Annotated in this window: 26 protein-coding genes; 11 read left to right on the forward strand and 15 right to left on the reverse strand. The window is 60.7% G+C overall.

The window, feature by feature from the left end; translation table 11 throughout:
- Positions 1 to 11: 11 nt before the first annotated feature.
- A complete protein-coding gene (locus tag KZO25_RS04885) occupies positions 12 to 710 on the reverse strand; it encodes a hypothetical protein (protein WP_223136086.1) in 699 nt (232 codons plus the stop codon).
- A 221-nt stretch (positions 711 to 931) separates the two neighbouring features.
- The gene (locus KZO25_RS04890) at positions 932 to 1,264 is read right to left on the reverse strand and encodes a DUF427 domain-containing protein (protein WP_223136087.1); all 333 of its coding nucleotides are present in this window, start codon (positions 1,262 to 1,264) and stop codon (positions 932 to 934) included.
- A 141-nt stretch (positions 1,265 to 1,405) separates the two neighbouring features.
- Between KZO25_RS04890 and KZO25_RS04895 the strand changes: the two genes are divergently transcribed.
- Complete coding sequence (locus KZO25_RS04895) at positions 1,406 to 2,215, forward strand: potassium channel family protein (protein WP_262488843.1); 810 nt, start codon at positions 1,406 to 1,408, stop codon at positions 2,213 to 2,215.
- A gap of 184 nt (positions 2,216 to 2,399) precedes the next feature.
- On the opposite strand, the gene KZO25_RS04900 is transcribed toward KZO25_RS04895, so the two are convergent.
- From KZO25_RS04900 to KZO25_RS04915, 4 genes are all read right to left on the reverse strand, one after another.
- Entirely contained in the window at positions 2,400 to 3,287 is an 888-nt protein-coding gene (locus KZO25_RS04900) for a DUF6544 family protein (protein ID WP_223136088.1), read from the reverse strand.
- A gap of 73 nt (positions 3,288 to 3,360) precedes the next feature.
- A complete protein-coding gene (locus KZO25_RS04905) occupies positions 3,361 to 4,374 on the reverse strand; it encodes a sensor domain-containing diguanylate cyclase (protein ID WP_066444283.1) in 1,014 nt (337 codons plus the stop codon).
- A 139-nt stretch (positions 4,375 to 4,513) separates the two neighbouring features.
- Positions 4,514 to 4,804 (reverse strand): methyl-accepting chemotaxis protein, encoded by a 291-nt coding sequence (locus tag KZO25_RS19930; protein WP_316935482.1) that lies wholly within the window; start codon positions 4,802 to 4,804, stop codon positions 4,514 to 4,516.
- 246 nt (positions 4,805 to 5,050) lie between these two features.
- Positions 5,051 to 5,449, reverse strand: a complete 399-nt coding sequence (locus KZO25_RS04915) for a GFA family protein (protein WP_223136089.1) — start codon at positions 5,447 to 5,449, stop codon at positions 5,051 to 5,053.
- A gap of 152 nt (positions 5,450 to 5,601) precedes the next feature.
- On the opposite strand from KZO25_RS04915, the gene KZO25_RS04920 reads away from it, so the two are divergent.
- Positions 5,602 to 5,709: an antibiotic biosynthesis monooxygenase family protein gene (locus tag KZO25_RS04920; protein WP_235588919.1), complete on the forward strand. Its 108-nt coding sequence runs from the start codon at positions 5,602 to 5,604 to the stop codon at positions 5,707 to 5,709.
- Between the two features lie 292 nt (positions 5,710 to 6,001).
- On the opposite strand, the gene KZO25_RS04925 is transcribed toward KZO25_RS04920, so the two are convergent.
- From KZO25_RS04925 to KZO25_RS04945, 5 genes are all read right to left on the reverse strand, one after another.
- Positions 6,002 to 6,781: a M15 family metallopeptidase gene (locus KZO25_RS04925; RefSeq protein ID WP_223136090.1), complete on the reverse strand. Its 780-nt coding sequence runs from the start codon at positions 6,779 to 6,781 to the stop codon at positions 6,002 to 6,004.
- Between the two features lie 4 nt (positions 6,782 to 6,785).
- A complete protein-coding gene (locus tag KZO25_RS04930; protein WP_223136091.1) occupies positions 6,786 to 8,063 on the reverse strand; it encodes a TRAP transporter large permease in 1,278 nt (425 codons plus the stop codon).
- Positions 8,060 to 8,554: a TRAP transporter small permease gene (locus KZO25_RS04935; protein ID WP_223136092.1), complete on the reverse strand. Its 495-nt coding sequence runs from the start codon at positions 8,552 to 8,554 to the stop codon at positions 8,060 to 8,062. Before KZO25_RS04935 ends, KZO25_RS04930 begins: the two co-directional genes overlap by 4 nt.
- Positions 8,555 to 8,613: 59 nt before the next feature.
- Positions 8,614 to 9,651 (reverse strand): TRAP transporter substrate-binding protein DctP, encoded by a 1,038-nt coding sequence (gene dctP, locus KZO25_RS04940; RefSeq protein ID WP_223136093.1) that lies wholly within the window; start codon positions 9,649 to 9,651, stop codon positions 8,614 to 8,616.
- A 92-nt stretch (positions 9,652 to 9,743) separates the two neighbouring features.
- Positions 9,744 to 10,679: a LysR family transcriptional regulator gene (locus KZO25_RS04945; protein ID WP_223136094.1), complete on the reverse strand. Its 936-nt coding sequence runs from the start codon at positions 10,677 to 10,679 to the stop codon at positions 9,744 to 9,746.
- Between the two features lie 247 nt (positions 10,680 to 10,926).
- Between KZO25_RS04945 and KZO25_RS04950 the strand changes: the two genes are divergently transcribed.
- Complete coding sequence (locus tag KZO25_RS04950; protein ID WP_223136095.1) at positions 10,927 to 11,265, forward strand: multiprotein-bridging factor 1 family protein; 339 nt, start codon at positions 10,927 to 10,929, stop codon at positions 11,263 to 11,265.
- Positions 11,255 to 12,508 (forward strand): type II toxin-antitoxin system HipA family toxin, encoded by a 1,254-nt coding sequence (locus KZO25_RS04955; protein ID WP_223136096.1) that lies wholly within the window; start codon positions 11,255 to 11,257, stop codon positions 12,506 to 12,508. Before KZO25_RS04950 ends, KZO25_RS04955 begins: the two co-directional genes overlap by 11 nt.
- Positions 12,509 to 12,533: 25 nt before the next feature.
- On the opposite strand, the gene KZO25_RS04960 is transcribed toward KZO25_RS04955, so the two are convergent.
- Complete coding sequence (locus tag KZO25_RS04960) at positions 12,534 to 12,749, reverse strand: DUF2945 domain-containing protein (RefSeq protein ID WP_114479831.1); 216 nt, start codon at positions 12,747 to 12,749, stop codon at positions 12,534 to 12,536.
- 139 nt (positions 12,750 to 12,888) lie between these two features.
- Here KZO25_RS04960 and KZO25_RS04965 point away from each other — a divergent pair, with 139 nt between their 5' ends.
- Positions 12,889 to 13,221: an antibiotic biosynthesis monooxygenase family protein gene (locus KZO25_RS04965; protein WP_066444243.1), complete on the forward strand. Its 333-nt coding sequence runs from the start codon at positions 12,889 to 12,891 to the stop codon at positions 13,219 to 13,221.
- Between the two features lie 21 nt (positions 13,222 to 13,242).
- Complete coding sequence (locus tag KZO25_RS04970; protein WP_223136097.1) at positions 13,243 to 13,896, forward strand: 5'-methylthioadenosine/S-adenosylhomocysteine nucleosidase; 654 nt, start codon at positions 13,243 to 13,245, stop codon at positions 13,894 to 13,896.
- Between the two features lie 50 nt (positions 13,897 to 13,946).
- Here the strand turns inward: KZO25_RS04970 and KZO25_RS04975 are convergent, their stop codons facing one another.
- Positions 13,947 to 14,309, reverse strand: a complete 363-nt coding sequence (locus KZO25_RS04975) for a DUF86 domain-containing protein (RefSeq protein ID WP_066444240.1) — start codon at positions 14,307 to 14,309, stop codon at positions 13,947 to 13,949.
- On the reverse strand, positions 14,302 to 14,592 hold the full coding sequence (locus tag KZO25_RS04980; protein WP_201025346.1) for a nucleotidyltransferase family protein: 291 nt from the start codon (positions 14,590 to 14,592) through the stop codon (positions 14,302 to 14,304). The genes KZO25_RS04975 and KZO25_RS04980 overlap by 8 nt, the downstream gene beginning before the upstream one ends.
- Positions 14,593 to 14,820: 228 nt before the next feature.
- On the opposite strand from KZO25_RS04980, the gene KZO25_RS04985 reads away from it, so the two are divergent.
- Positions 14,821 to 15,462 (forward strand): DsbA family oxidoreductase, encoded by a 642-nt coding sequence (locus tag KZO25_RS04985; RefSeq protein WP_223136098.1) that lies wholly within the window; start codon positions 14,821 to 14,823, stop codon positions 15,460 to 15,462.
- Positions 15,463 to 15,523: 61 nt separating this feature from the next.
- Here the strand turns inward: KZO25_RS04985 and KZO25_RS04990 are convergent, their stop codons facing one another.
- Positions 15,524 to 16,717, reverse strand: a complete 1,194-nt coding sequence (locus KZO25_RS04990) for a hypothetical protein (RefSeq protein WP_223136099.1) — start codon at positions 16,715 to 16,717, stop codon at positions 15,524 to 15,526.
- A gap of 309 nt (positions 16,718 to 17,026) precedes the next feature.
- Here KZO25_RS04990 and KZO25_RS04995 point away from each other — a divergent pair, with 309 nt between their 5' ends.
- The 4 genes from KZO25_RS04995 (at position 17,027) to KZO25_RS05010 (ending at position 20,546) form a co-directional block, all read left to right on the forward strand.
- Positions 17,027 to 18,436, forward strand: a complete 1,410-nt coding sequence (locus KZO25_RS04995; RefSeq protein ID WP_223136100.1) for a coniferyl aldehyde dehydrogenase — start codon at positions 17,027 to 17,029, stop codon at positions 18,434 to 18,436.
- 109 nt (positions 18,437 to 18,545) lie between these two features.
- Positions 18,546 to 19,040, forward strand: coding sequence for a DUF962 domain-containing protein (locus KZO25_RS05000; RefSeq protein WP_223136101.1), 495 nt, complete (start codon positions 18,546 to 18,548; stop codon positions 19,038 to 19,040).
- A gap of 264 nt (positions 19,041 to 19,304) precedes the next feature.
- Complete coding sequence (locus KZO25_RS05005) at positions 19,305 to 19,640, forward strand: hypothetical protein (protein ID WP_066444233.1); 336 nt, start codon at positions 19,305 to 19,307, stop codon at positions 19,638 to 19,640.
- Positions 19,641 to 20,021: 381 nt separating this feature from the next.
- The gene (locus KZO25_RS05010; RefSeq protein WP_066444230.1) at positions 20,022 to 20,546 is read left to right on the forward strand and encodes a phasin family protein; all 525 of its coding nucleotides are present in this window, start codon (positions 20,022 to 20,024) and stop codon (positions 20,544 to 20,546) included.
- The last annotated feature ends 37 nt before the right edge of the window (positions 20,547 to 20,583 follow it).

A 20,583-nucleotide genomic window follows, 5' to 3' on the forward strand; every position in this document is an offset into this window, starting at 1 on the left:
CCCTTATTGGCTCATGCCCGCCCAGGTTTTTCAAGCTTTGATGCTTTTTCTACCACATCGTCGATCAGAATTTTTGCCCTGTCTTGAAGCTTACGCTTCTCTATGTACGCAGCTGATGCTTGGACCGCGCAAAGTCGAGAGGCCCACTCACCGTGAGCGCTATCCTGCGCGCGGTAATCTTGGGCCATGCGCATCAACAAATTGATGTACTCTCCCAAGTCACCGCCTTTTTTCGAGAACTCCTCGATAGAGCCATGCCTATCGGAGAATCCTTTTTGTAGCATCTCCAATGTAGTGCCTATCAAAGCAATACTTATCGGGTCTGCCTGTTTGATCCCAGCTTCGAGCTCATCTAACTCTTGCTCTAGTTTCGCCTCGACATCATCAGCTTCCTTTTCCTCAGAAGACTTGTGTTGTCCTTCCTTATCAGTTGAAACTGATGATTCTTGAGTGTGCGCTTCTTTTATTTTTCGCCCCCATATCTCTAACGCATTTTCTAAACGTTGCTTCTTATATGCATACTTCCTTTTCATATCCTCGGGTGGGTTTTCAAGAGTGTTGTATCTTTCAATCCAGTTCTGTAGCAATTTAACGTGGCGTGCCATCTGGTCCGCTGATAGCGTTTCAAGATCGGGGTCTCGAGCCAGGAGCTTAAAGGCTACTACGACTACGCCAATAACGATCATAGCTAAGAGTATAATTTCCATCATCAGTCACCAATTTCCCAACATTAGACGGCACGTTCTATGATTCGAAAAACGTGGCGGAACGCTTTCTTGTATTACACGCATACGGACCTCCCTAATCTTCTGAAAAAACAATACAATTAACTATAAATTGGCCATATAACACTGGCCAACGTGCCGGCCGCATAACCTCGGCGAACACGCATATTTACTTTTCCGGCATGTCCGCTTTGGGTCGTCAGCTGTCATTCCACTATTTCCTCATAGAATGCCAACCTACCCGCAATCTCCTCCATACCTTCCAACGGCCGCTCATAACTCCACGCCACGTCCTGGTGTTCGCCAAGCGAAAAGTACGCGGCATCGCCCTTGAAGGGGCAGTGGGTCACGGTGTCGGAGCGGGTCAGCAGGTCCATCCTTACATCGTCGCGAGGTAGATACTGCCGCGGCGGGTAGCCGCGTTCGCGGAGTTCAATGGCGCGGGTGGTGTCGGCGAGTGGGGTGCCATCAAGGATGACTCGCACGCGTCGGGCGTGCGGGTGCAGGGTGATGCGGGGCTCGGTGGAAGCCGTGGCCATAGAGCCATCCCTTGCGTATTGGCTGTATCGTTATGTTGCGTTGTGTTTCACACTAGCACTTAAATATGGTTTGTCCCATTCTAGCCATCAACGGGCGCCTAGGTATCCGCTCTTCGGGCTGGCGACGGGATAGGGGGATGCATGCAGCCATCGGATAGCCACAAAACCAGCCCCTATGCGGGTTGGCGCCGTCGCCTTTACCTGATGCTCGAGCCCACCGCTCGTGAGTCCCCTGGGCTATCGATCACCAACTGCATCATCTCCGGTCTGATACTCCTCGCAACTGCACTGACTGTTCTGGAGACGGAGCCGGTAGTCCGAGCGCTCGCTCCAAGCCTCTTCGTTACCGCCGAGGCAGCGCTGGCCTTGGCTTTCCTGGTCGAGTACGTCGCGCGCGTGATCGCGGCTGGTGAAGATCCTCGCTATCGCGGGCTGGCTGGACGTTTACGCTTCATGGTCAGCCCATGGGCGATCATCGACCTGCTCGCTATCTTGCCGTTCTTCCTTACCATGGGGGCAGTCAACGCCTTCGCGTTACGTCTGCTCAAGTTGATCCGACTGCTCAGGCTTGCGCGACTGGGACGCTTCTCCAACGCGATCGGCGATCTCTACCTGGCGGTGCGCGGACGCCGCTACGAACTCACGGTAAGCCTGATGGTGGCGGTGGCGCTGCTGATCGTCACCAGCAGCGTGATCTATGTCCTGGAAGCCAGCCATCAGCCCGAGGCCTTCGGGAGCATTCCCAGGGCGCTCTGGTGGAGCGTGGCCACACTCACCACGGTGGGCTATGGGGATGTGACGCCGGTGACCGCGGCTGGGCAGCTGTTTGCGGGCCTGACCGCCATCGTCGGCATTGGCATGATCGCCATGCCGACCGGCATCCTGGCTGCCGCCTTCAGCGATGCCATGCAGAAACGTCGGGAGCAGGCTGAAAGCGACAACAGCGAGTGACAAGAAAGGGGGCGGCCCCTCGATACTGCTAGTAGTGAGGGTCACGCATGACTTTCAACTCACCGCGCGGGCATGACCATGTGCCGGCCGCGCCAAGCCCCAAGCAATGACACTCATCCGAATGGTACAGAAGAATCCTGAAACCCTTGAGCATCCCGCTGATCTTGCCGAGTACCATTGAGCACTACCGCACCGGAAACCGCACCTCCTCCACCCTCGCCCTGAAGAACGGAAAGTACGCCTCCGTTCCGAAGTGATTGCCACCGTCGACCTTGGTGGGCAGGGTGAAGCCTTCGAAGTCCTGGAAGCCGTCCAGGTAACCTCCGAAGGGCTGGAACCGCCACTCCTTCTCGGCGTTGGCATTGCTCCATCGTGGGAACTTCACCCAGAACGGTTGGCCGTTTTCGGCTACGGCGATCTCTATCGATTGCTCCAGGGTACCGTTCCTAATCACCGCTCGTGCCAGGTTGGGCTCGCCGGTCTCTTCCCAGCGCACGCCGGCCTCTTCCCAGCGCACTCCGTGCTGGGGCAGCAGAGCTGCCGGGGCCCAGAAGGCGGCTTCCGCCACGGCTCGGCCGAACGAGGCGCGCAGGTGGTTGTCGTCGCCCCCGGCCCTGGCGACGGGCAGCGTGCCGTCGAGCCAGAAGCGCGTCCAGGAGCGGCCTTCCGCCATGCCGTCCGAGCCGCTCATCTGCATCAGCCCGGCTCCGGCCCGTTCGAGACGCCAGATGAAGCCGTGCGGCGGGGCGAGTAGCTGCCGTGCCCGCATAGGGCGGTAGCCAGGTGCCTCCTTGGTGCCGAGACCGATCTCGCCCGTCATGTGGATTTCGCTGACGACGTGAAGCGGCGTGCCCGGGGCGATGGTATAGCGGAAGTAGCGCCGGGCGGCGTCGGGAAGGCCTTCCACCATGGCGGGGTCGAACACGTCAACGCTGGCTGGCGCCTGGGCTTGCAGCCAACTCCAGGCCTGCTCCATCGCACGGTTATCGGCCACTCGCCAGGCCTGCATGGCCAGTACGCCGGTGAGTATCAGCGCCAGCAGCAGGGCTGCGACCGTTGCCAGGAATGCCATTTGCCTGCTCCTTCGCTCCACTGCCGTTCTCGTTTCAGCTTTCAGAAACGTCCACCTGCTTCATGGAAAGCGTTTAACCGGATGCTTTTCGATGATACTCCCGCTTGGCTGCGAGTAGCCTTTGGTCGGCGCGGGCGGCGAGGCTTTCCAAGGTGTCGTCGCGGCGCAGCGTGGCAATCCCCACGCTGATCGTGATGTCGGTCTGCTCGTGCGTTAGCTGCTGCAGGCGCTTGGCGGCGACGCGAGCGTCTTCATTGTTGCTCTCGGGCAGCAGGATCAGAAATTCATCGCCGCCGAAGCGGCCCAGCAGGTCGTTTGCACGCAAGGCGTTCTGCAGGCTCGCGGCAACGCACTTGAGCGCAGCATCCCCGGCGTCGTGGCCTTGGGTGTCGTTGACCTGCTTGAAGGCGTCGAGGTCGACCATCAATACGCTGAGCGAAGTGTCATAGCGCCTTGCCCGTTCAATTTCGCGCTGGCCCAGGGTCTCGATATGTCGGCGGTTGTAGCAGCCGGTAAGGAAATCGCGGGTCGCCATCTCCTCGAGCTGGGCATTGAGCAGCCTGAGCTCGCGGTTGGCGTGCTGCAACTCCGCGGTGCGCTGCTCCACGCGAGCTTCCAGCGCCTGGTTGTGGCGTTCAAGCGCTTCCCGGGCCTGGTGCAGCTCGGTCACGTCTTGAGAGATGCCAAAAATATGGGTGACGCGCTGCGGATCTTCGGCAGCATTGTGCAGCGGCACGATCAGCGTCAACCAGTAGCCGTACTGCTCGTTGCCATGCTCGTCGAAGAAGACGGCATGCTCTTGATAGCGCATCGGCTTGTCCCGCGCCACGCATTCGCGATAGCGCGTATAGATCGCCTCGGCCGAAGCAGCGGGCATGAACGCCGGCAGCGGCTGGCCCAGGCACTCACGGCCAACGGTGTCGAGCTGTGCGGGGTTGGCTGCCTCGACCGTGAAGTGGCCGTCGTCCTCGACACGTACCAGGAACATGTTCTCGGGGAAGTGATTCCACAGCTCGCGAATCAGCGGATGCCTCATGAGGGCATCGTGGAAGGATTGCAGTGTCTGCTGAGGGGGTTCAACAGCCATGGGATCATCCGCGGCGATATTTTCACTACCTTTACAGTAACCACCTGGCCTGGCAAGTGTCGCCAACTGGCGTTGCGCCAGCGTTGGAGTGCATCCAGAGCCGGCGACCGTCCCTGGCCGCGGCGGGACAATGGGTACGTTACATCTTCAACTGGTCCAGCCGCTTCATCAGGTCGGTGATCGTTTTCGCTGAGCTGCTGGTGTCGTCAGCTAGTCGACGCACATTATCTGCCACGACGGCAAACCCCTTGCCCGCCTCACCGGCACGCGCCGCCTCGATACCTGCATTGATGCTCAGCAGCTGCAGCATTTTCAATGCGCTGACGATCTGTTCAGTCTCCTTGGCCATGTTCCTGCTAAGCGCCGTCAACTGCTCTTCGTTCTGCTTGCGCGACTGAATGTCCGTCACAACGCCTTCCAGGTAGATCACGTTGCCGTCGGTATCCTTTATGCCACCGCCATACTCGCTCACCCACCATTGAGTAATCGCTCACCGCTCCATGATCGCGATAAAACTGCCTCCTGGGATATTGTCCGGAGGTACCGGACACCGGTCTGGAGCTGTCGCCCGTGTCGCAAATATTTCACTGCCAGACCCGCCAAACAGCACTATGCCGAGGCAACTGCTGGCAGTCCAGCTCGATATATTGAACGCCTGTGCTGGCACCCTGCGGGTTCAACGGGAGGATTCAGGGTACTTCGGCAGCGCGTCTTCGAGATCGAACCACTCCGCCTTGGACGAGACCCAGGCGTGGTAGCGCTTGCTTGGCGATATCGGCGTATCCAGGGTGCCCAGCCGTAGCCGCTTGGCTTCGGGCCGGTCGTCACGGGCGCTGTAGAGCGGACTGCCGCATTCGGCGCAGAACACCCGCGCCTTGTTCGGCGTGGCGCGGTACTCCTTGAGGTATTCCGCGCCCTGGGTGATGCGAAAATCGGCCGAGCAGATCGGCGCCACGGCGGCGAAGGCGGAGCCCTGGGCCTTCTGGCACTGCTGGCAGTGGCACATCGAGACTTCATCAATTTCTCCGCTGACTTTGTAGCGGACCTTGCCGCACAGGCAGCTTCCCTTGAGCATCGGCCTCTTCTCCCCGGTGGCTTTCGCTTACGATACCCGTTTCGGTATCGAGCGCTACTTTCGCCGTGAATGCCGATGCCCTTGCCCCTTGTCGACGTCGGTGTCATCGTCAAACGGTCACCATCAGCCGCCTGACCGCAAGGAGCATTATCGTGTTCATCGCCATGAATCGTTTTCGGGTCAACCCCGAGAGAGTGGAGGAGTTCGAGCAGATCTGGCTGGAGCGGGAGAGCCACCTGCAGGGCTGCCTTACCATTTGATCGAACTCGATTCGCTCGAAGCGTCGAGATGGGGCGGCCTAGCCAGATCTTTGCCAGCGCCGGCTTCGATGGGAGTGACTGGGTGATTCGGATTGCTGGAAAAGCGGTGGTCGTTGGCACCGGCATGCTGAAAAGCGCGCCAGGCAAGACGCTGCCAGGCCAGTTGGATTAATGGATGATGCCTTGCGTTCACCTCATAGTGCGATGGGCAAAACCTCGCAGCTCGCTTCACCGCGGTCAAGTCTTAGCTATCACGCGAGGGGTCACGAATGATCGTCGCTGATGGTAAACGCTACCCATCTGCAAACTGCCGGCGCCAGCGGTTTTCGATCGTGTCGAGCTCGGCCGGGCCGTAACGGGCGACACCGCCCCCGCTGTAGTGTGCCCAGAGCTGATCGCCGTAATCGTAGTGCCACCACTCACTCGGCAGGTTGGTAAACCCCGCTTCATGCATCACGTGGTAAAGCAGGCGTCGGTTGTTCCGAGCCTGGCGCTGTGCCGCGCTCGGCGCCTTTAGCGTCTCGAAGTGATCGGTATGCGAGGCCGGGATGGCTTCATCGAATTGCGTGCCCATGTCGAGGGGCATGCCGTCAGCATCGCAGAGGGTGACATCCACGGCGCCCCCGGTTAGATGCGGGCTCGGTGCCAGCGGATCGCGACTCGGCAGCGACACGAACTCACGCGTACGCACCATGAGCTCACCCTCGTCGAGAGACGGATGATGATGGTGGATCGCTTCATGCAGCGTATCGAACAGATACTGCTGCACGCGCCACGGCCGCCAGCCATCGAGCACCACCATGCCGATTCCCTCGGGTAGCCGCCGGGCGGCCTGAAGCAGCGCCCGATAGACCCCTTCGCGCACGAAGCACTCGGGCACGGCGCCGGGGATGCCCAAGCGAGCATAGGCGGGGAATACCTTGATGGGTTCGGGTGCGAGACTCATCGGAATGAGACGCTCACCGCATTCGGTGATCGGGAGCGCCGACACACGCTCCCACTCGGGAGCGTCCAGGCTGGGGACCCTGTGCAATGGGATGCCGTCGGCAGTTGGGGAGTTGGAGGTCGGCATGGTCTTATCCAAGGACATTAGGCAGCCACAAGGTGAGCGGCGGGAACAGGATCAGCAGCAGTTGGACCGCGATGGCCGTCAACACGAACGGCCAGATGGTCCGAAACAGCGAGACGATCTCCAGCCGGCTGACTGCCGCTGCCACGAACACGCAGGCCCCCATGGGTGGCGTGATCAGGGCGATGGTAATGTTGAGCGTGATGACGATGCCCAGATGCACGGGGTCGATCCCGGCCATCATGGCGACCGGCGTAAAGATCGGCGTGAGCAGCATCAGCGACGAGACCTCCTCCATGAACATTCCGGTGATGAAGGTGATGCCGCTGAGCATCAGCAGGATCAAGAAGGCGTTATCGATATAGGGCGAGAGCAGTGAGACGAACTGCGCCGGTACCTGGGCGTAGGAGAGTAGCCAGCTGATGGTGGCCGATGCCGCCATGATCAGGAAGATCGCCGAGGTGAGACGCGAGGTATCGACAATCGCCTGCCAGAATTGAGGCAGCCTGAGCCCTCCCAACACGATGCCACACAGCGCGACATACAGGGCGGTCAAGGCACCCGACTCGGTCGGTGTGACAAAGCCCATGACGATGCCCGCCACGATGATGAATGGCGCCACCAGTGCCGGCAGGGCGGCGACCGCTGCCAGACCCAGCTCCTTGGCCTTCGGCAACTGGCCGCGCTTCGGCAGGCCGTTGCGCCACGCATACCAGGCGTTCATTGTCATGAACGCCACTCCCAGCAGCAGGCCCGGGATCACCCCGGCCAGGAACAGGTCCCCCACCGAGGTGTTGGTCAGCGACGCGTAGAGAATCATGAAGATACTGGGAGGAATGATGGGCCCGATCAGCGAGCTGCCCGCCGTGAGACCAGCCGCGAAGGCGCGCGAGTAGCCTTCCCGCTCCATTGCCGGTACCAGCAGCGAGCCCAGCGCCGAGGTGTCGGCCACCGCCGACCCATTGACGCCGGCAAAGAACACGCTGGAGACAACGTTGACATGGCCCATGCCCCCGCGGAAGTGCCCCACCAGCAGGCGGGCCAACCCCATCAGGCGCTCGGTCAGCCCACTGACGTTCATCAGGTTACCCGCCAGGATGAACAGTGGAATCGCCATCAGCGAGAAGACATTGATGCCACCAAAAAACTGCTGAGGCATCATGCGCGGAATCATGCTCGGGTCGACGAATAGAAAACCGACCAGCGCCGTTGTGAGCAGTGCGATGAACAAGGGCAGGCCGAGCAGCACATGGCCCAGAAATACCGCCAGCATGGTCAGGATCATGATGCGGCATCCTCCGTCGCGACCCGCAGGGGGGCGGGGCCGTACCAGAGCACATGCCAGGCCAGCAAGGCAAAACCGATGGGCAGCGACATGAGCGGTACCGTGCGGCTGACGCCCAGCCCCGAGGTGGTAAACAAGCTGACAGAGTGGGCGTAGCGATAGCTGACCCAGGCGCCTCCCAGCGCAATGCCAAGCGTCAGCAGCCACTGGTAGATATTCAGCAGGCGGGTCAGTGAAGACGGCAGCAGTCGCTCGATCAGCGCGACACGCATATGACTGCCCTCTACCCAGACAGCACCTGCGGCAAGCATGACGGTGCCGATGATGAGAAACCGGGCGAGCTCATCGGTCCAGATCGGTGCGCCACCGGCGAAGTAGCGCATGAAGACGCCATACAGGATGACGCCCAGGTTGATCAGCAGCAGGCTGGCGGCGATTGTCAGCGACAAAGGTCGGCTGATCGCCAGCACGCGATGGCGCAGTGACGACATGGAAAGGTCCTGTGGTGAAAAGGGGCCGAGTGCCCGGCCCCGAAGGAAACCCGCTGGAATCAGTCGATCAGGTCGCTCATGCCGGCGTCCTCGAGCGCCATGTCGATCCAGCGCTGCTCGATGCCACGTTCGGCCAGCCACTCAAGGTAAGCCGGCTGGCCAATGTCACGGAAGGCTGCCAGATCGTCCTCTGAGGGGCGGATCACCTCCATGCCCTGCTCTTCGAGGAAGGCGATACGCTCCTCCACCTGCGACTCGTTGTGAACGCGGGCGTTATGGTTGGCCTCGGCAACGGCTTCCATGAAGGCGTCACGCACGTCGTCCTCCCAGCCTTCGATCATCTGGCTGTTGCCGACCAGGAACTGGTTGGAGTACTGGATGTTGGCCAGTGTCAGGTAGTCCTGCACTTCGTAGAGGCTGCCCAGGATGATGTACATCGGCGGGTTCATCTGGCCGTCGGCCACGCCGGTGCGCAGCGACATGTACACTTCGGTCCAGGGAATCGGTGTGCCAGATGCCCCGAAGGATTCGTACAGGGCGACCTGGCTGGGATCCATGGCACGGAAACGTAGCCCCTCGAAATCATCGGGATGGGTGATCGGCTTCTCGTTATTGGTGAAGGCCAGGAAGCCCCCCTCCTCTACCACCGCCAGCATATCGACACCGGCACGCTCTTTGAGCGTCGCCTCGACCTCACGCCAGTAGTCGCCCTCATCGAAGAAGGCACGAGCGTCGTCGAAGTCATCGAACAGGAACGGAATCGCACTGACGAAGATTTCATCGACCAGCGGGGAGACGCCTGCGAACGACGCCACGTTCAGCTTGGGCGTGTTCATGGTCTGCTCCATGCGGTCCTCTTCTTCCCCCAGCATGCTGTTGGGATAGAGTTCCAACTGGATTTCGCCACCGGTCTTGTCTTCTACCAGCTCCTTGAGGTTGGTGGCAAAGACGTGGACGGCGTTCTTGTCGGGATCGGGTGCGCCGTTGTAGCTCAGGTTGATGGTGGTCGCGGCCATGGCCTGGCCGGTGAGCAGCACGCTGCCCAGCAGGCAGGCAGACGCCAGGGCAGTCAGCGGAAAAGGCTTCGAGACGGTCATCGACAAGCTCCTTGTTATTGGAAAGACATTAGCAGGGTATGGATTGATCCGTTGACTATGCAATACCCAAAGCGTTGTTAAAAAAGCAACGATCAGGCCTGCTCGGCCAACAGCCTTGGCGCATCGCCGCGGAAGAACCGCATCCCCTGGCTGAGGTGGGTCAGGCAGGTTTGAGCGGCCACGCTCAGCTCGCGTCCGTCCAGGCTCACTATCTGGGCACGCGCCTCGCTCATGATGGGATACGACAAGGGCAGGTGCCGAATTTCATCGCGCTGAATTTCATCCAGCACCGACAGTTCCGGCATGAAGGTCACCCCGATGCCGGATCGAACGAAGTTTTTCAGCACCGCCACCGAATTGGTATGCAACCTGGCCTTGAGGTGCACACGCTCCTGATGGGCCACCATGTTGACCATCTGGCGCATCCCGAAGGGGTTGTCCATCAGGGCCAGGGGCCAGTTCGCCAAATCCCGTAACGTTAGAGGACGCACCAGTTCCAGGAGGGGGTGGTCGGGGGGAACGATCAGATCCAGTGGCTGACGCGTCTCGACATGACAGTGAAGCGATGGATCGACGGGCGGGGCATAAAGCAAGGCAAGGTCCACCTCGCTGTCCTTCAGCAGCGACATGGCCTCATTGACACCGGCCATGCGGATTTCCACTTCGATGCCGGGAAAGGCGTTCATGAAGGCATTCATCGGGGCGTCGATGAGATCGGCAATAAAGCCTTCACCGACGGCAATGCGCACCTCACCACGGGCCACGCCCTGCAAGGCAACCAACTGCGATAACACCGCCTCCTCCGCAGAGCGCTGCGCGTGAAAATGCTTAACCAGCAGCTTGCCGGCTTCCGTGGTACGCATGCCGCCGCCATAGCGCTCGCATACCCGCACACCCAGGTCCTCCTCGAGCTGCTTGAGCTGGCGACTGATGGCCGAGGGATCGATATTCAGGTGAGCAGCAGCACGTCGCAACGAGCCGCGACGAATCACTTCGTTCAGGTAGGCAAGCGCACGGGGATTCAGCATGAAGGATCTTCCTGGTGACGATGTGGGGTTGAGCACGCTGTTGCGCTCGACTGCCGCTTACCCTATACCAAGATCCTCGCCCCCGCCGTCGACCGCCTGGGTGAGGCGATAACCGGTGGCCTGTTGGCGCGCTGAGCGCTAGCGGAATCAGGACAGCTTGATAGCGAAAGCGGCACAGCTGGTGCAAGGTGAGCGGCAGTGACATTAAATTATCGATAATGCCATAAACCGACACTATACTGTCGGAATGAAAACCAGACATGTCACCCTCTGCCCCCAAGCTTCCCTCTCGTTGCGCCTGTTCGCCGGCTTGATCGAGGAGGGGCGGCTACGCAAGGGTTGGACCCGAGACGAACTCGCCGAGCGGGTGGGCGTCGGCGTGGTCACGATCCGGCAAGTGGCCAAAGGATCTCCCCGGGTGGCTATCGGTACCTACTTCGAAGCAGCCGCGCTGGTCGGTGTCTCGCTTTTCACCGACAACGTCGACACCCTACGGCGCGAGCACGCCACCCAGTTGGAGCGGCTGACGTTGCTGCCCAAGCGCGTCAACCGACAGCAGCAAGAGCCCATCGACGATGACTTCTAGCCAACGCGCCTATGTCTGGGTCTGGCTGCCCGGCCAGACGATGCCAGTCGCTGCCGGTCTCGTGGAGCGCGACGACCAGGACCGTTATCGCTTTGCCTATGGCCGACGCTATCTCGCACGCGACGACGCCATCGGTCTTTTTCCCCGCGAGCTTCCCCTGCGGCCAGGTAGCCAGGAACAGGCCGACGGCACGCTGCCTTCCTGCCTGCGCGACGCCTCACCAGACGCCTGGGGGCGCCGTGTCATCATCAACCGCCTGACCGGCAAGTCAGGCGATAGCGCCGCTGAGGCCGACTTCAACGAAATGGTGTACTTGCTTGAGTCCGGGTCGGATCGGATCGGCGCGCTCGACTTCCAGCTCTCACCCACCGAATACCAGCCACGGGAGCATCAGGACGCCACCTTGGCGGAATTGCAGGAAGCCTCCGCCTATGTCGATGCAGGAGAACCTCTACCCCCCGCTCTAGAACAGGCAATCCAGCACGGCAGCAGCATCGGCGGTGCTCGCCCCAAGGCCCTGCTGAATGACCGAAATCGCAAGCTGGTGGCCAAGTTCTCATCCAGCACCGACCTCTATAGCGTGGTGAAGGCCGAATTCGTTGCCATGCGACTTGCCAAGCTGGTAGGGCTCGACGTGGCCCCCGTGGAAATGACCCGCTCGCTGGGCAAGGACGTACTGCTGGTGGAGCGCTTCGACAGGATGAGAGTCGCTGGCGGATGGTCCAGAAAGATCGTGCTCTCGGCCCTCACACTGCTCGGCCTGGATGAGATGGCGGCTCGCTATGCCAGCTATGAAGACCTCGCCCATCGCATTCGCGCGGAGTTCGACGCGCCCGACCAATCACTACGCGAGCTATTCGGACGCATCGTCTTCAACGTGCTGTGCGGCAATACCGATGATCACGCGCGCAACCATGCCGCCTTCTGGGATGGCGAGACCTATCGACTGACACCGGCTTATGACATTTGCCCGCAATCACGAACCGGCGGCGAAGCCTCGCAAGCGATGTTGCTGCACGGGCAGGAGAGGCGCAGCCAGCTTGTCCACTGCCTGGCAGCGGCAGAGCAACTTGGCCTGGCCCAAATGCAAGCCAAAGCGATCATCGATCATCAACTCGCCACGATCCGCGAGCAGTGGGACAGCGTGTGCGATGAAGCCGAGTTTAGCCCGGTCGATCGTGCCTTCCTCTGGGGCAGGCAGTTTCTTAACCCCTTCGCGCTGGAGGGATATACGCAGTCATGACCCAGGCGCCTCAGCAATAACTTCGCTATTCATCGATCTTGGTCAGCGCCGAGTCCTTGTGCATGGCGATGTGATCGGTCTTGTCGCTCTTGATCTCGTACTGCGGTTCCTCTTCGCTGGCATGGCGCTTGTGTCCCTTGTACTCCGTGTCCTTGGTATGCACGCGGATGATCTTCCCGCTGACGTGCCCCGCCTCGGAGTTCCATTTGACGTGGTCGCCTACCTTGAAGCGCTTGGCCATGGTTCGCCTCCCATCACTAATGAGCGGTTCACCGTGCTGGTAGCGTAACCCAGCGAATGGCGGTGATCTTGCCCCTCATCGGCGAAGGTGTCATCGTCAAACGGTCACCATCAGCCGCCTGACCGCAAGGAGCATTATCGTGTTCATCGCCATGAACCGTTTTCGGGTCAACCCCGAGAGAGTGGAGGAGTTCGAGCAGATCTGGCTGGAGCGGGAGAGCCACCTGCAGGGCCTGCCCGGTTTCGTCGAGTTTCATATGCTGCGCGGCCCCGAGAAGGAGGACCACGTGCTCTACGCCTCGCACACCATCTGGCGCTCGCGCGAGGACTTCGAGGCCTGGACGCACTCCGAGGCGTTCCGCGCAGCGCATGCCAACGCCGGTCAGAGCAAGCGCGAGGGGCTCTACCTGGGCCCGCCGAACTTCGAAGGGTTCGAGGTCATCCAGACGGTCGGCAACGCGAGCGATGCCTGAGGCAAAGATGAGGATCGAAGCATGAGCGCGGCTCAGCACACGCCACCACTGACGCAACTGGGCGGCCACAACGTCCTCTTCGCGATGGCTGCCAACGCCGAATACGGCCCGCATCTCAAGCAGCGTTTCACACCGCTCATAAGTGGCGTGGGCCCCGTGGAGGCGGCCGTCGAGCTTACCGCTGCTCTTGCAGCCCTGGCCCAACGCGGGCATCTGCCGGATCTGGTGGTGTCGCTGGGCTCGGCGGGCAGCCGGGTGCTGGAGCAGACCGAGGTCTATCAGGCGACTTCTGTCTCCTACCGCGACATGGATGCCACGCCGCTGGGCTTCGAGAAGGGCGTCACGCCCTTTCTCGACCTGCCGGCGACGCTCCCGCTGCCACTGCGCATTCCCGGCATTCGCGAGACCACGCTCTCGACCGGCGCCAATATCGTCTCAGGCTCGGCCTATGACGCCATCGCCGCCGAGATGGTGGACATGGAGAGCTACGCCTGCCTGCGAGCCTGCATGCGCTTCGACGTGCCGCTGGTCGTGCTGCGCGGCATTTCGGACGGCAAAGCGGAGCTGCACCACGTCGACGACTGGACGGAGTATCTGCATGTCATCGACGAGAAGCTGGCCGACGCCGTCGACCGCCTGGGTAAGGCGATAGCCGGTGGCCTGTTGGCGCGTTGAGCGCTAGCGGAATCAGGACGGCTGGGTTGAGAAGAACGGCGACACTTGCATTACTCGCCTGCTTGCTGAGCTTTGATTACACGTAATTGCTCCAGCAACTCGGGGATATTGTCCTGGATGATGCTCCATACGGTATCGTCATCAATACCCAGATAGGCATGAATAAGGCGATTCCTGGTAGCAACGATCATCCGCCAGGGGATATCCGGATACTGCTGACGAACCTCTTCGGGAATGCGGGTTGCCGCTTCGCCGATCAGCTCAAGGTTACGCAATGTAGCGTCGTAGGTAAGGTCGTGGGCGGTGAAGCTATCCTGATCCAGGCCTTCCGTATAGGACAGGATTTTCTCGGCAAAGCCGATCATGTCAACGATGTAGAAGCGCCATTCGCGCATGGTGCGGGCTTCAGACACGTACAGCCTCACGCTCGATATAGGGCCTGAGTTCAGGACGTAGCGCCTTGTCAGTCACCAGGTCCACTGGATGGCCCAGCAGGTCCTCCAGGTAGAACTGCACCCCGAAATAACGAGCCGAGGTCGCTGGGCCATCAAAGCTCACCAGGATATCGATATCGCTGTCTTCACGGGCCTCATCGCGAGACATGGAACCAAAAAGTGCCAACGAGGTTACGCCGTATTCGCTGGACAGCGTCGTCAGGTGATCTCGTAATAGTTGCAAGGTCTTGGTTCTGTTCATGTCCCGATCCCTCAGAAACGTCGAGGTTTCTCTCTGGTTCAATTCACCGCTCTAGGCATAGCCTAACATGGGGTAGCGCAAGTCCCCAGCAGATAGCCTTGCGACCCCCGATGTCTCGCAGTGCTTCCAACTCAGCCTGCGTCAGGTGCCCCGCTGCGTTAAGGAGGCGTCAATCACGACCTTGAGATGGTAGGGTTCGAGGGAACCCTACCCAATGGCTCAGCGACCATGCCCCACGTCGACATCACCGTGATCTCCGATGCCATCTGCCCATGGTGCTTCATCGGCAAACGCCACCTCGACCTCGCCCTGGCCGAACTGCCCGAGGAATTCAGCGTATCGGTGGCCTGGCACCCCTTCGAGCTCAACCCCGACATGCCCGCCGAGGGCCTGCCGCGGCGTGACTACCGTACCGCCAAGTTCGGCTCCTGGGAGCGCTCCCGGGCGCTCGACGCCCAGGTGGAGGCCGCTGCCGAACAGGCCGGCATCACGATCCACCACGAGCGCATGACGCGAACACCCAATACCTTCGACGCCCACCGGCTGATCTGGCTCGCCGGGGAACATGGCGTCCAGTCGGCGGTGGTCGGCGCGCTCTTCCGGTGCTACTTCATCGAGGGTGAGGACATCGGTGACAGCGCGGTACTGGCCAACGCCGCACGAGCCGGCGGGCTAGCGGATATCGACATCCCCGCCTTTCTCGCCAGCGACCAGGGCCGGGCCGAGGTAAACGCCGGCCTCGACGAGGCTCGGCGCCTGGGAGTGAGCGGTGTGCCCACCTTCATCTTCAACGGCACCACCGGCCTGTCGGGCGCCCAACCGCCCGAGGCACTGCGCCAGGGGATTCTCGAGGTGGCCGGCAGAAGTTAAAGGGCGGTGCCAGCGTCCCGATGGCCCACACCACCCGGCTAGGTGAACTGGAGCAAGGACATCAGGATGTCGGCTGCTGCTTAAGTCGATACAGCACCTTATCCGGGTGCCCGTCATCGTCGGTGTAGACCACAAAGGCCTTGTAGTGATCGAAGAAGGTGCCGGTGAAGAAGATCCACTCGTCGGGGCGGAAGTTGATGATGTTGTCCAGTTTTACGTCCTCCTCCTCGAAGAAGTCCTCGCCAGTCAGGGTCATCAACAGCTCGCGGAAGTCGTCGGCGGTGGCCTCGTCGAGCACGAAGCCGGGGTCGAGCAAGCCGCCGAAGAAGGCACTCAGGTCCGTATCGCTTGAGGGACGCTGGAAGGGCCGCAGTCGATCACCATCCTGGTAGAAGAAATGCTCACGAGTGCTCCGCCAACCACTGTCGTCGGAGAGCGAGGCAAAGGTGTCGTAGTCGTAGCGATAGACGGTGCGCTGCACAATATCATTGTTGTCCGGCGTCACGACCGGCTCCACCTCCAGGCGCATATCCTCCATGAACAGCGCCTTCACCTCGGCCAGCTCTTCCTCGCTGACGCTTGGCGCGGAGGCATCCACTAGATCGTCACGCCCCCAGTCGACAACCCGCATCGAGGAGTCCCGGCTCAGCTCGCCCTCTAGCCTCAGGGATATCTCGGTTCCTTCCTGCGGCTGCTCATCTATCCCTGTCAGGCGGCCATCGAAAGTCAGGCTCCATTCCAGGGTATCCTCTGCCGCCTGCTCGAAGTGAACGCTTCCGGCATCGGCCAGCACCTCACCCAGTCCTTCGCGACGTTCTCCCAGTATTCCCATCGCCATGAAGGTATCACCATCGATGGTCTCGACGTCCGGGCCTACCAAGGCTGCCTCACCTTCCACCATCGCGGTCTCAGCATGGGGTGACAGCACCATGCACAGGTACTGCAGTTCGTCGCCTTCGCTTCTCAGCATGAGCATGGTGCCAACAACCAGTCCGCTGCTGCTGTCGTTGAACCAGCCCTGGCCGTAAACGCGCCAGCGCTCGTCCTGTCGCTCCCAGGCGCCAACGATGGGGGGCGCCATCTGCGGATCGTCGCTATCGAGCATGGCGATGATCTCGGCATCAGACATCTCCTCTGGCGGCGGCGAACAGAGCGTCGGGTCCACCATCTCGATCAGCATACCCGGGGGCATTCGCTCCTCGAGCGGGTCGGCACTGGCTGGCGCCATCACTGCCACCAGCAGACCAGCACCCATAAGACTGGTGGTCCAACGGGCGCCTGTAGATGAAAGAGCTGAAAACGCCATCTTACACTCCTCATTGTTATTGGCCGGTAAGTGCGCTCTTCAGCGGCAGCGCACTTGTGATAAAGCTACCAATGCACTGCGGATCACTCCCCGTTCAAATGAACGGTATCTCTGGGGCCAGCTTCGGCAAGAACCTTACGGATCTGACGTTGCTCGGGAGGCAGATCAGCCTCGATGGGGATACTGTGGTAGTACTGACGCATCGAGCGGACTGCAAGGGTGCTGCCGCGCCTTGGTGGCGATATAAGGAGTTATCACATGACCTCTGAGCCTGCCGTCGACCTGGCTCCGTTGCTCACCGCTCAGCGTGCGGCCTATCGCCGGGACGGAGCGCCATCACTCGCCGAACGCCGCGCCGATCTTTCACGCCTGCGCGCCGCGCTGATCGAGAGCCGCACCCGGCTGGAAGAGGCCATCAACGCCGATTTCGGTCATCGTTCGCGCCACGAGACCAGCATCATGGAGCTCGGGAGCACGATCAGCGGGATCGACTATCTGCACAAGCGCCTGCGCCGCATGATGCGCCCGGAAAAGCGCCATGTGGCCATTCACCTGCAGTTCGGCTCGGCACGGGTGGAGTACCAGCCGCTGGGGGTCGTCGGGGTCATGGCGCCGTGGAATTACCCTCTCGTGCTCGCCTTGATGCCGCTGGCAACGGCGCTCGCGGCCGGCAACCGGGTGATGTTGAAACTGTCGGAATTCACCCCGACGATCAACGCGCTGCTCGAGGAGTTACTCGGCGCGCTGTTTTCGGCGGAACAGGTGGCGGTGGTCAACGGCGATGCAGCGGTTGGCGCTGCCTTCTCCGCCCTGCCATTCGATCATCTGGTCTTCACCGGCAGCACGGCGGTCGGACGCAAGGTCATGCAGGCGGCCAGCAAGCACCTGGTACCGGTGACGCTGGAGCTGGGCGGCAAGTCGCCCGTGATCGTCGAGAAAGGTCATCCACTCGACCATGCCTGCACCGGGATCGTGTTCGGCAAGCTGGTGAGCGGTGGCCAGACCTGCATCGCGCCCGACTATGCCCTCGTCCATGAGGGTGACCTTGCCGGGTTCCTCACCCGTTACGAGGCGGCCGTGGCCGCCGCCTACCCCGACGGACCGGCGAGCGAGGATTACACCTGGGTGATCAACGACCGGCACCTGGCCCGCCTGAACGGCCTGCTGGAGGATGCCCGCACCAAGGGCGCGACGGTACGCGAGATCGGCCGCGAGGCGCCGGGTGCGAATCCCCGCGCTATGCGCCCGACGGTGGTACTCGGCGTCACCGACGACATGACCATCGCCCATGAGGAGATCTTCGGGCCGATCCTGCTGGTGTTCCCCTACCGCACGCTCGATGAGGCTATCGACTTCGTCGAGGCGCTCCCCCGCCCGCTGGCGCTCTACTACTTCGGACACGACAAGGCGGCGCAGCGCCAGGTACTCGACGGCACGACGTCGGGCAATGTGACCATCAACGGCACGCTCATGCACATCGCCCAGGACGACCTGCCGTTTGGCGGCGTCGGCGCGAGTGGCATCGGCGCCTATCACGGCATAGAAGGTTTCCGCCGGCTGAGCCATGCCAAGGGTATCTACGTGCAAGGCCGCTGCAATGTAGCGACGCTGCTGCGTCCGCCATTCGGCAGGATGGCAGAGTGGCTGCTGCGCTTCGTGCTGCGTTGAACCTGGGTGGTGCCGTACCGACTCGGCTGCACATACCCCACGGCAAGGCCATGCAAAAGTCTAGAATGAACATGACTCAGAGGCTTCCGAGTATAACGAGGGCAAGACCATGCGTAGCCTGCAGCAATTTCTCGACGACTACGGCGAGAGCCATCGCCATCCGGTGAACCAGTGGGTGCATATCGCCTGTGTGCCGGCAATCCTGTTCTCCACCCTGGGCTTGCTATGGCTGGTGCCGATTGGCCGCTGGCTGGGCCTGGAAACCGGAGCGGCCGAGTGGGTCAACGGGGCCACCCTGCTGGGCCTGCTTGCCGGAGTGATCTACCTGCGCCTCTCCTTCGGCGTATTGCTGATGATGGTCGTCTGGTTCGCCCTTTCCGTAGGAGGCATCCTCGCCATCCAGGGTGCGGGGTGGTCGCTGTTCTGGATATCGCTGATCACCTGGGTTGCGGCTTGGGCGGCGCAGGTGTGGGGCCACAAGGTGGAAGGCAAGAAGCCATCCTTCATCGAAGACCTGGTCTTCCTGCTGATCGGCCCGATCTTCGTCACCTTCGAAGTGGCGCACAAGCTGGGGCTGCGCGTCCCTCGCCCGGCCGGCCACTGAGCCGCCAAACTGACCGAGTGAAATCGAGACTGCGCCTTCGCCTTGCCGGCGCTGATGGAGGACCTGATCGCCGACCTGGACCAGGCCCTGGCCGAGGAGTAGCACGATCCAGCACGCGTCAGGAAGCAATGCCGTTGCACGCCCGGGAGGGGTGAGCGGGCGTGCGGATGGCGCGCATTTTTCAATTGAGCTCTCCGCCTTGTCTCAGGCAGGATGGGGAACAGGTTGGCAAGATAAGCAACGGCATACCGCTGGAGGAGCCACATGCAACCGCTGAGCTATTATTACTACAACGTGCTGGAAGGTCTCGAAAAGCCGTGCGACGTGCCTTCGACCCAGGTTCAAGAGGGCTACGATATCCTCTACCGACATGGCGGGCGCATCGAGATTGACCTGATGCGCAAGGCCGAGGATGGTCATGCCCAGGGCAAGCCCTACCATTGGTACGAGGCCCTCGATGACGAGCAGCGGGCGAAACTGCACAAGGCCCTGGATGACGAAAATCCCGCGAAGATCCTCAAGATCATTCAGCGCAACGGCTATGCCGGCGTGCTCTACCACCATGCCTGGCATCACTTCCGGGAGCCGGGAGTCGCCTAAGCCCCCTCTCCGCAAGTACCTACAGGGCTCGCGATCTAACGCGGGCCCTTATTCCAAGCCCTAGGCACTGTCTAAAAAGTCGGCGAGCGATGGCCAAGGCTAGTACTTTGACCTGATTTTTACGAAATATGACCGTGTGTAGACAGTTTTCGGACAATGCCTAGTGCTGAATAACGCTGATTTGGATGTCGTTGGGTGTGCTACCGCACAGAAATACTCTCTTTGACTGTTTATAGTTGGAGTGTTGTAGCCGTAGCTTTCAGCCCGAGAAGGATTCTACACAAACAGGCGACATCAGCATCAGCTTGTTGAGGACCGACTTGCTGAATTGCAATTTAATTTATTACTTCACTTGTTTGTTACAAGACAAGGAGAGATTACATGAGTGCTGAAAAAACCAAGTCAGATGCCAACCAGTCTAGCGATCGGAGCAGCGAAAACACCAAGAGGCAATTCGACAATGCCGTTTTGGAGCCGGTGCGTGCTTACGGAGTACTGACCACTGATTACTTTGAGAAACTCTTCTCAGTTCAGTTCGATTCCGTTCGCGCCTTTGCAGACAAGAATCTGGCGCAATCCCGCTCCTGGCTTGAAGTGAAGGATTCCGACAGTTTTCGGCAGGTAATCGAACAGCAACAGCAAGCTGTCCGGGAATTGAGTGAGCAGATGAAGGAAGACGCTGACAGGATCCAGGCCTTGAGTCAGGATTACCTGAAGGAGACCCAGCAGCTGACGTCTGAGAGCATGCAGTCAGGCAGCAAGCAGCTCGAAGAAAACATGCAGAAAGGGAAGGCTCAAGTAGAGAGCCACTTCCAGAAGGGCAAGGAAGAAATGAGCGATGCTCAACAGAAAAGCCAGCGGCAGGCCGACAACAGCAAGAAGTCGGCCAGCACGTCGGATAAGTAATGCTGATTGCTTGATAAGTAAGTGGTAACGTGCAGGG

It is taken from the genome of Halomonas sp. ANAO-440 (genome assembly GCF_019915905.1).
Taxonomy (GTDB): Bacteria; Pseudomonadota; Gammaproteobacteria; order Pseudomonadales; family Halomonadaceae; genus Halomonas; species Halomonas chromatireducens.